The following is an 8,209-nucleotide window of genomic DNA, read 5'->3' on the forward strand; positions in this document are numbered from 1 at the left end:
GATGATGAAGGTGTACTGGCCGGTGGCGCCCGGCTCCAACGTCGTCGGGCCCTCCAGCACGACGGTGGGCACGGCCCCACCCTTGTGACACGTGCTGCACGTCACCCCGTCCTTGCCGGACTGGCCGGTGATGCCCGTGCTGGTGGCGAAGGCAGCGGTGGACCACAGCGACGAAACAGCGAACACGCCCGCGATACGGAACAGATGACGCATCGAAACTCCATGGAAGGGTGAAACGGGTGGGGCCCGGGTTGCTTCAGGGGGACGACGAAGGGGCTAGCGCAGCTGGACGAAGGAGAAGGACAGCCCCTGCGTCGTCACCGTGGGCTTGCCGTTCTCACCCAGCACGTGCAGCGTCGTGGACGCGGCGCCCGCGCCGAACTCGGTGTAGAGCGTCTGGTTCTCCGACTCGAAGAGGAAGACGCTGCCGGAGGTGGACGGGAAGTCTGTCTTCCGCGTCGCGGTCAGCGTGTCCAGCTTCAGCTCCCACCACTGCCAGCCCGTGCCGCTCGCCATCGTGCGGGGATGGGTGCCTTCCGTCACCGGGGCGATGTTCTCATCCAGCACGCGCACGTACGCCATCCCCGGCGCGCCCGGGATGAGCGCGCCCGCGGTGCCGCCGCCCACCAGGTCCGCGAACGAGCGGTAGAAGGTCGGGTCAAAGGCACGCGTCTGGGGATCGAACTTGAGCAGGCACGGCTCCGGCGCGTCCGGGGCCACCCGGTACACCGCCGCGCCATACGCCTCCGTCGCGACGTACACCTTGCCATCCAGGCCCAGGGCGGCGTCGTGCGTGTAGCCGCACCGGTCATCCGTGGCGATGGTGGCCGCGTCCGTCGCCGTGTCGATGGAGACCACGCCCGCCTTCTTCGTGATGCCCACGCCGGACACCGGGCGCCAGCCGACGGGCATGATGAGCTGCGAGCCCACGTGAACGACGGCGCCCGAGAACGCCAGGACGGTGTCTGGAATCACCAGCGCCGCCAGCGGGATGGTGCCCGTCACGGTCATCGCCGTGGGGTTCCAGATGACGACCTGCGCGGTGGCCCCGTCGAAGAAGTAGGCCTTCGTCTCGGAGATGAACTGGAAGTTGGCCTGGTACTCCCCCAGCGACGTCACGCCCCGGGTCTCGAAGCTCACGGTGCCGGCCTGCTCCAGGCTGCCCGCGCTGTTGAGCCGGTAGCGCGTCACCACCGGGCTCTCATCACTCACCACGTAGAGCGAACCCGACTTGGGAATGCCCACGCCCAGCGCCCGGCCCGACACCTTGATGGCGTTGTCCAATGACAGCGACGCGGTCTGCTCCGCCTGGGTCGTCACCACGACGTAGCTCTCCACCGGGTCCTCGACGAGCAACTGCGTGGTGATGGCATACAGCGGCCCGTTGTCGTCGGTGCCCGGCTCCTCCGAGTCACCACAGCCCGTGAACAGGGCCAGCGCGAGCATGGCGGCGGAGCGTCGCAAGGAAGGGAAGGCAACAGGATGCTTCATCGGGAACAGCCTTTCTGCGGTGGGGGGAAGGGGCGTGTGTCATCCGGCACGGGAGCCTGTAGACAGACATCCGACAATGAAAATGATACTCATTCTCATTTTCAGGACGTACTAAATCCATCAATGCCTGATGTCAAGAGATAGGCGGACCAACCCGAATGATAAGAAAACTCTTATTTTCGGGAGCCACGCGGATGGGTGGCTGCCCTTGGGTTGCTCAGGCCCGCCCCCGTGGGGAGGCTTCGTCCTCAAACGCGCAGCAGGGCCAGCCCGCGCAGGAAGTCGTCGGGCAGCGGGGACTCCACCTGGATGAGCTTCCCCGTCGCGGAGGTCGGCACCTCCAGGCGCCACGCGTGCAGGGCCTGCCGCCCCACCGCGAGCGCGGCCGGGTGCGTGCGCGCGGCTTGCGTGCCGTAGACGGAATCCCCCAGCACGGGGAAGCCGGCTTCGGACAACTGCACGCGAATCTGATGCGTGCGGCCCGTGTCCAGGTCGATGTCCAGCAGGGCCCCCTCGCGGAAGCGCTCGCGCACGGTGAAGGAGAGGGCCGCCCGGCGCGCGGAGGGCACGCGGGTGGTGAAGCGGCGCGGATCCTTCGGGTCGCGCGCGTACGGACCTTCCAGCCGGCCGGTGTCCGGAGGCTGCCCCAGCACCAGCGTCTGGTAGCGCTTGTCCACGCGCTTGTCCTGGAACGCCTTGAGGAGCGCGGCCACTGCGTCATCCGTCCGTGCCAGCGCCAGACAGCCGCTCGTCTCGCGGTCCAACCGGTGCACCACGCCCGGCTGGGCCACACCCTCCACGTTGAACGGCGGGCACCTCGCCGCGAGCAGCCCCACCACGGAGGCAGCGCGCCCCTCCGGCTCCACCACCAGGCCCGGCGGCTTGGCCACGATGATCAACGCCGCGTCGTCGTGCAGCACCGGCAGCTCCGGCCCTTCCAGCGAGGCGGCCGGGGACGCGCGGGGCTCCGGCGTCTCCATTTCCAGCTCTTCCCCGCCCCACAGCTTGCGCGTGGCCTGCGCCTTCTTGCCCCGGATGCGGACCCTGCCGGCGTCCAGCAGCGCGCGGGCCCGCTCTGGCGTGAGGCCGGGGACATGCTTCGTGAGGAAGCGGTCAAGCCGCTCGCCTGCGACCTCACGGGGGACCACCAGGACCTTGAGCCGCGTCATGACTCCCCCCGTCCCCCAAGGCAGGCAGGGAGTCAACGTGTAGGCGTGCGCCCACCGAGCACGCGGGACAGGAGCGCTGTAGAACCGGGCTCGCCGTGGCCTCCTCCCAGCTTTTTCGCGCGTCCTCCCTGCGGGCCCTGTCTCACCGTGACTTCGCCTGGCTCTGGGCGGGCATGCTCGTGTCCAACATCGGCACGTGGATGGAGACCGTCGCGCTGGGCGTCTACGTGACGGAGGTGACGGGCAAGGCGGGGTGGACGGGCGGCGTGGCCGCGCTTGCGCACCTGCCCTCCATCATCCTCGCGCCCCTGGGCGGCGCGCTCGCGGACCGCTTCGACCGGCGCTCCTTCATGGCCGTGTGCGTGTGCATGCAGGGGCTGCTCGCGGCGCTGCTCACGGTGCTGGCGGCGACGGGCAACCTCACCGTGCCGTGGGTGGCGGCCATCTCGCTGCTCAACGGGGCCCTCAACACGCTCGTCGTCCCCTGCGCCACCGCGCTCACGGTGGCGGTGGTGCCGCCGGAGGACCTGCACAACGCGCTCAGCCTGGACTCGGCGCAGTTCAACCTGGGGCGCATCATCGGGCCCGTGGTCGCGGCGCTCGTGCTGACGAAGGCCGGCATCGCCGGGGCGCTGTTCCTCAACACGCTGTCGTTCCTCGCGGTGCTGCTGGTGCTGGCCCGGATGAACGGCGCGGTGCACGCCGTCCTGCCGAAGGTGGAGGCGCTGTGGGCCGGCATCCTCCGGGGCATGAAGCTGGCGTGGGAGGACCCGGGCATCGCGCTGGCGCTGGGCACGTCGTATTTCGTGGGCCTGCTCATCTCCCCGTTCGTGGGGCTGGTGCCGGTGTTCGCCATCAAGGTGCTGGGCGGAGACGCCGCCACCACGTCGCTGCTGCTGACGGCGCAGGGCACGGGCGCGGTCCTCGCGGCCTTCGGCACGGGGTCCATCGTGGCGAGGGTGGGACGCAGGGCGATGCTGGAGGTGTCCGTGCTGCTCGTGGGCCTGTGCTCCGCGCTCTTCTGGCTGTCCCCCACGCTGCCGGTGGCGATGGTGGCGATGTTCTTCCTGGGCGCGGTGTACCTGCTGGCCTTCACGGGCCTGAAGACGGTGTGTCAGGCGCGCACGCCGCCGGAGCTCCAGGCGCGGGTGAGCAGCCTGTTCCTGCTCTTGGTGAACCTGGGCTACATGCTGGGCGTGTGGGGCCTGGGCATGCTGTCCGACCGGCTGGGCGTGCGGCCCATCACCGCGGGAGCGGCCCTGCTCTTCTTCGGCATCGTGGCGCTCACGCGCGCCCTGCGGCCCCGGGGTCTGGCCGCGCTGGGCACCTGAGCCGCCGCACCGGGGCCGCCGGCGCGTGCCCGGGAACCGACGGGCCGGACAGGGGGACGGACCTTGCCCCTTTTCCCACTCCCCCTGGTTGGGCTAGCAGAGGGGCCATGCCCATCCTCGCCCTCGTCCGTCATGGTCAGTCCCTCTGGAACCACGAGAACCGCTTCACCGGCTTCGTGGACGTGCCCCTCACCGAGCAGGGCCGCGGCGAAGCCCGCAAGGCGGCCGAGGCCCTCAAGGGCCTGAAGTTCGACGTCGCCTACACCTCCGCCCTGAGCCGCGCGCAGGAGACGCTCGCCCTCCTCCTGGAGACGCTGGGCCAGCGCCCGCCCGTCATCCGCGACGCGGCCCTCAACGAGCGCCACTACGGCGACCTGCAGGGCCTCAACAAGGCGGACGCCGCCAAGGAGTTCGGCGAGAAGCAGGTCCACATCTGGCGCCGCTCCTTCGACGTGCCGCCCCCCAATGGCGAGTCCCTGGAGATGACCGCCAGGCGCGTGCTGCCCTTCTACGACCGCGCCATCGCGGGCGACCTGCGCCAGGGCAAGAACGTGCTCGTCGTGGCCCACGGCAACTCCAACCGCTCCCTGGTGATGCGCCTGGACAAGCTCTCCGGCGAGGCCGTGGTGGCGCTGGAGCTGGCCACGGGCGTGCCCGTCGTCTACGACGTCACGACCGAGGGACAGGTCGTCTCCAAGCGCGGCGCCACCCCCTGACGCCTCGCGGCGGAGGCCGGGGCCTTCCTGGGGAATGCGCGAGGGGGTTGAATGCCGCGCCCCTCGTCCCGTCAGATGGGGCGTAGGACGAACACCCCCAAGGATGCACACCATGAAGGCCCTGACCCTCGCAGTCGTGCTGCTCTCCTCCGTCGCTTCGCTGGCCCAGACCGCGCCGCGCACGGAAGGGAACGCCAATGCCGCCGCCGCGGAGATGCGGCGCCCGCCTCCGCCGGGCCACTCCACGCCCCGCCCGCCGCAGCCGGTTCCGCCGCCGCCGCCCGTGCGCAACCTGGCCGTCATCGACCGCGAGGTGATGGAGCGCCGCATCGACAAGCTGGAGAACGCGCTGCGCGACGCGATGTCCCGCACGCGTGACAACCAGGGCCGCAACAGCATCCGCGCCGCCATGGAGGAGCTGGACAAGCTGAGCGAGTACGTCGACGACGCCGCGCCGTACGGCACGGGCCTGCCGCCCCCGCCGGGCAACTACCCGGCGCCGCAGCCGATGCCGCAGCCGGTTCCGCTGCCGGTGGTGCGCCCCATCACGGACTCGCAGTTCCGCAGCCTCACCCAGGCGATGGCCCGGGAGTCCTTCCCGCGCGACAAGATGCGCGTGCTGTCGATGGTCGCCCCGCGCGAGCACTTCCTCGTGTCGCACGTGATGACCGTGATCAACCAGTTCTCCTTCTCCAACGACAAGCTGGAGGTGGTGCGGGTGATGCGGCCCACGCTGCTGGACACGAACAACAGCTACGAGCTGTTCCAGGCGTTCCCCTTCTCCGCGGACAAGCAGAAGCTGCAGGAGATCCTGGACGGGCGTTACTAGGCCCGGAGGCTCATCGCCGGGAGAGCGCGGACCAGATGGTCCGCGCTTCCGGTGAGTCCACGGTCGCGTGGACGCTGGCCACCACGCGACCTTCCGCATCCAGCGCCAGGACATAGGGCGTGCTGCTGGAAGCAAGGCCCAGGGCCTTCGCCATGCCGCCGTTCTTGTCCAGCCAGGTGTCCTTCCAGAAGTCCTGTGGCACCTGCTTCTTCGCCTTGCCCCGCGCCGCGCCCTCGCTGACGATGAACGGCAGCTTGAGGGTGATGAGCGACTGGCGGCGCACCGTGTCCGGCACGTGCTCATCCGCCGCGTTGAACCACCCGCGCATCGCGCCGCCCGCGTCCTTGTCGGTGATGATGACCACCAGCGAGGGACGCCCCTTCAGCTCCTCGCTCGCGTGAGCGCCCTCCGTCAGGTCGTTCGCGGAGAAGGCCGGCAGCGGCTGCCCCTTCTCGGGAAGCGCGAGCGCGCCGGGGGCCACCAGCAACACGCTGGCGAGGCCCGCCCCCATCAGCGCCGACCGCCCCCGCCGCGAGAACCTGGGATGACATGCCATGAGGCACGAGGTGCTCACGCGCCCACCGCTTCCCTAGCGACCGGAGGGCCTGCGCCCGTCCGGCTGTCTGGTCATGGGGGGAATCCGCTAGGGTCCCGCGTTCCCCCTTCCCGGAGTCCCCCATGCGGTCCCTCTCCCTCGCACTGCTCCTGCTACCGCTGACCGGCGGCGCGGCGGTGAAGAACGTCTCCACCGTGGCCGAGCTGCAGACCGCGCTTTCCGCCGCGAAGGCCGGGGATGAGATCGTCCTCGCCAACGGCACGTACACCTTCAATGCGAACGTGAACTGCGCGGCGGAGGGCACCCAGGCCCTGCCCATCACCGTGCGCGCCGCGAACCGCCACGGGGCGCTCGTGCGCTTCAACGCGGTGGAGGGCTTCAAGGTGTCGGGCCGGTACTGGACCTTCGACGGGCTCACCGTGGAGGGCATCTGCGCGGCCGACCAGGACTGCGAGCACGCGTTCCATGTGACGGGCCACGCGGAGAACTTCGTGCTGCGCAACAGCCGCGTGCGCGACTTCAACGCACAGCTCAAGGTGAACGCGGTGAAGAACGGGTCCGGCGTCTGGGAGATGCCCCACCGCGGCCTCATCGAGAACAATGAAATCTACGACACGCACGCCCGCGCGACGGGGACCCCGGTCACCAAGCTGAACATCGACACGGGCGATGACTGGGTGGTCCGCGACAACGACCTGCACGACTTCTCCAAGGCCGGTGGCATCTCCTACGGCGCCTTCATGAAGAGCGGCGGCAAGCGGGGCCTCTTCGAGCGCAACCGCGTCGTCTGCGCGAAGGACCGCGCCCTGGCGGACACGAGCATCGGCCTGTCCTTCGGCGGTGGCGGGACGGGTCCGGCGTTCTGCGCGCCGGCCTTCGACGCATCGGTGCCGTGCACGCCGGAGCACTCGGACGGAGTGATGCGCAACAACATCGTCGCGAACTGCTCCGACGTCGCCGTCTACCTGAACAAGGCCGCGAACACGCGGGTGCTGTTCAACACGTTCGTCGGCACCACGGGCGTGGACTTCCGCTACGCGGCCAGCACCGGCGAGGCCCACGGCAACGTGCTGTCGTCGGTCATCCGCGTCCGCGAGGGCGGCACCTTCACCGCGGGCACCAACCTGGCGAACGTGGCCACCGCCACGTGGACGTCCTGGTACGTGGCGCCGCTCAAGGGGGATTTGACCGTCAAGGGTGACGTGGCGTCCCTCGTGGGGGCCGCCGCGCGGAATGCCTCGGTGCCGGACGACTTCTGCGCGCGTCCCCGTCCGTCGGCGTCGGCGTACACGCTGGGCGCGCTCGAACATTCGCTGGGCACCTGCGCGGCGACCACGACCGACGGGGGCACGGGCGGCACGGACGCGGGCACGGCCGACGCGGGCTCGGGCGGCACGGATGCGGGGACGGGCACGGCCGACGCGGGCTCGGGCGGCACGGACGCTGGGTCCGGCCCGGAGAAGGAGCTGCCGGAGGATGAGGACAGCGGATGCAGCGCCAGTCCGGGCCTGCTGCCCATGCTCCTCACGCTGCTCGTGCCGCTGAGCCTGCGCCGCCGCGCCCGTCGTTGATCAGGTGCTGCGGGCACCTGCCCTGCTGGGACGTGGACCGCGTGGGTCCAGGTCCCGGCGCCGGGCTGCTTTAGAACGCGGTGGACCTGAACAGGCTGCGCCCGATGGCCATGACGCCGCCCGCGACGAACACCAGGGACAGCACGGTGCCCACCAGGGGCAGCACGTAGCCCGGCGGCGTGCGCCGACGGTTCACCGACAGCAGGCTCTGGATGGAGCCGACCGCCAGCACCATCAGCACGATGTGGCCGATGAGCGCCGGGTAGTAGCCGCGCGTGACGAGCACCCCGATGCCCACGAGCACCTGCAACTGGAGGAAGCCGGAGTAGGACGCGCCGATGATGCGCCCCACCTTGTCGAACGGCTTCTTCGTGGCGACGCAGAACGCGAAGTACGCGAGCGCGATGGCGCCGGACAGCAGCACCAGGTAGCGGAGCCCCGAGTGGAGATGGAAGAAGAAGGTCATGGGCCGGGAGGTTTAGCACCCGCCGGCCAGGACGCGACGTTCAAGACGGATCCGGCTTGGGGGTGCGCTTCGTGCTGGGG

At 70.2% G+C, this 8,209-nt stretch carries 9 protein-coding genes; 4 read left to right on the forward strand and 5 right to left on the reverse strand.

Features of this window, described 5'->3' with window-relative positions; genetic code table 11:
- From D7X74_RS36250 to D7X74_RS36260, 3 genes are all read right to left on the reverse strand, one after another.
- Window positions 1–213 (reverse strand): choice-of-anchor V domain-containing protein (locus tag D7X74_RS36250; RefSeq protein WP_304984942.1); only part of this gene is annotated, 213 nt, incomplete at its 3' end.
- Between the two features lie 63 nt (window positions 214–276).
- Window positions 277–1,491 (reverse strand): MxcI protein, encoded by a 1,215-nt coding sequence (locus tag D7X74_RS36255; RefSeq protein ID WP_120537554.1) that lies wholly within the window; start codon window positions 1,489–1,491, stop codon window positions 277–279.
- A 248-nt stretch (window positions 1,492–1,739) separates the two neighbouring features.
- Entirely contained in the window at window positions 1,740–2,660 is a 921-nt protein-coding gene (locus tag D7X74_RS36260) for an RluA family pseudouridine synthase (RefSeq protein WP_120537555.1), read from the reverse strand.
- Window positions 2,661–2,755: 95 nt separating this feature from the next.
- Here D7X74_RS36260 and D7X74_RS36265 point away from each other — a divergent pair, with 95 nt between their 5' ends.
- The 3 genes from D7X74_RS36265 (at window position 2,756) to D7X74_RS36275 (ending at window position 5,536) form a co-directional block, all read left to right on the forward strand.
- Window positions 2,756–3,991: an MFS transporter gene (locus D7X74_RS36265; RefSeq protein WP_120537556.1), complete on the forward strand. Its 1,236-nt coding sequence runs from the start codon at window positions 2,756–2,758 to the stop codon at window positions 3,989–3,991.
- A 107-nt stretch (window positions 3,992–4,098) separates the two neighbouring features.
- Window positions 4,099–4,707, forward strand: a complete 609-nt coding sequence (locus D7X74_RS36270) for a 2,3-diphosphoglycerate-dependent phosphoglycerate mutase (protein WP_120537557.1) — start codon at window positions 4,099–4,101, stop codon at window positions 4,705–4,707.
- Window positions 4,708–4,819: 112 nt separating this feature from the next.
- A complete protein-coding gene (locus D7X74_RS36275) occupies window positions 4,820–5,536 on the forward strand; it encodes a DUF4476 domain-containing protein (protein WP_120585718.1) in 717 nt (238 codons plus the stop codon).
- A 10-nt stretch (window positions 5,537–5,546) separates the two neighbouring features.
- On the opposite strand, the gene D7X74_RS36280 is transcribed toward D7X74_RS36275, so the two are convergent.
- Window positions 5,547–6,110 carry a hypothetical protein gene (locus D7X74_RS36280; protein WP_147444517.1) on the reverse strand — a complete coding sequence of 188 codons (564 nt, stop codon included), beginning with the start codon at window positions 6,108–6,110 and terminating at the stop codon, window positions 5,547–5,549.
- Between the two features lie 104 nt (window positions 6,111–6,214).
- On the opposite strand from D7X74_RS36280, the gene D7X74_RS36285 reads away from it, so the two are divergent.
- A complete protein-coding gene (locus D7X74_RS36285) occupies window positions 6,215–7,663 on the forward strand; it encodes a chondroitinase-B domain-containing protein (RefSeq protein ID WP_120537560.1) in 1,449 nt (482 codons plus the stop codon).
- A 70-nt stretch (window positions 7,664–7,733) separates the two neighbouring features.
- On the opposite strand, the gene D7X74_RS36290 is transcribed toward D7X74_RS36285, so the two are convergent.
- A complete protein-coding gene (locus tag D7X74_RS36290; RefSeq protein ID WP_120537561.1) occupies window positions 7,734–8,129 on the reverse strand; it encodes a hypothetical protein in 396 nt (131 codons plus the stop codon).
- Window positions 8,130–8,209 lie beyond the last annotated feature (80 nt).

Source organism: Corallococcus sp. CA047B (assembly GCF_003612065.1).
GTDB lineage: Bacteria > Myxococcota > Myxococcia > Myxococcales > Myxococcaceae > Corallococcus > Corallococcus praedator.

What these genes read in the sequence shown, in the direction of transcription:
- D7X74_RS36290 (WP_120537561.1), bottom strand. Translation starts at nt 8,129, where the DNA reads ATGACCTTCTTCTTCCATCTCCACTCGGGGCTCCGCTACCTGGTGCTG.
- D7X74_RS36255 (WP_120537554.1), bottom strand. Translation starts at nt 1,491, where the DNA reads ATGAAGCATCCTGTTGCCTTCCCTTCCTTGCGACGCTCCGCCGCCATG.
- D7X74_RS36270 (WP_120537557.1), top strand. Translation starts at nt 4,099, where the DNA reads ATGCCCATCCTCGCCCTCGTCCGTCATGGTCAGTCCCTCTGGAACCAC.
- D7X74_RS36285 (WP_120537560.1), top strand. Translation starts at nt 6,215, where the DNA reads ATGCGGTCCCTCTCCCTCGCACTGCTCCTGCTACCGCTGACCGGCGGC.
- D7X74_RS36260 (WP_120537555.1), bottom strand. Translation starts at nt 2,660, where the DNA reads ATGACGCGGCTCAAGGTCCTGGTGGTCCCCCGTGAGGTCGCAGGCGAG.
- D7X74_RS36275 (WP_120585718.1), top strand. Translation starts at nt 4,820, where the DNA reads ATGAAGGCCCTGACCCTCGCAGTCGTGCTGCTCTCCTCCGTCGCTTCG.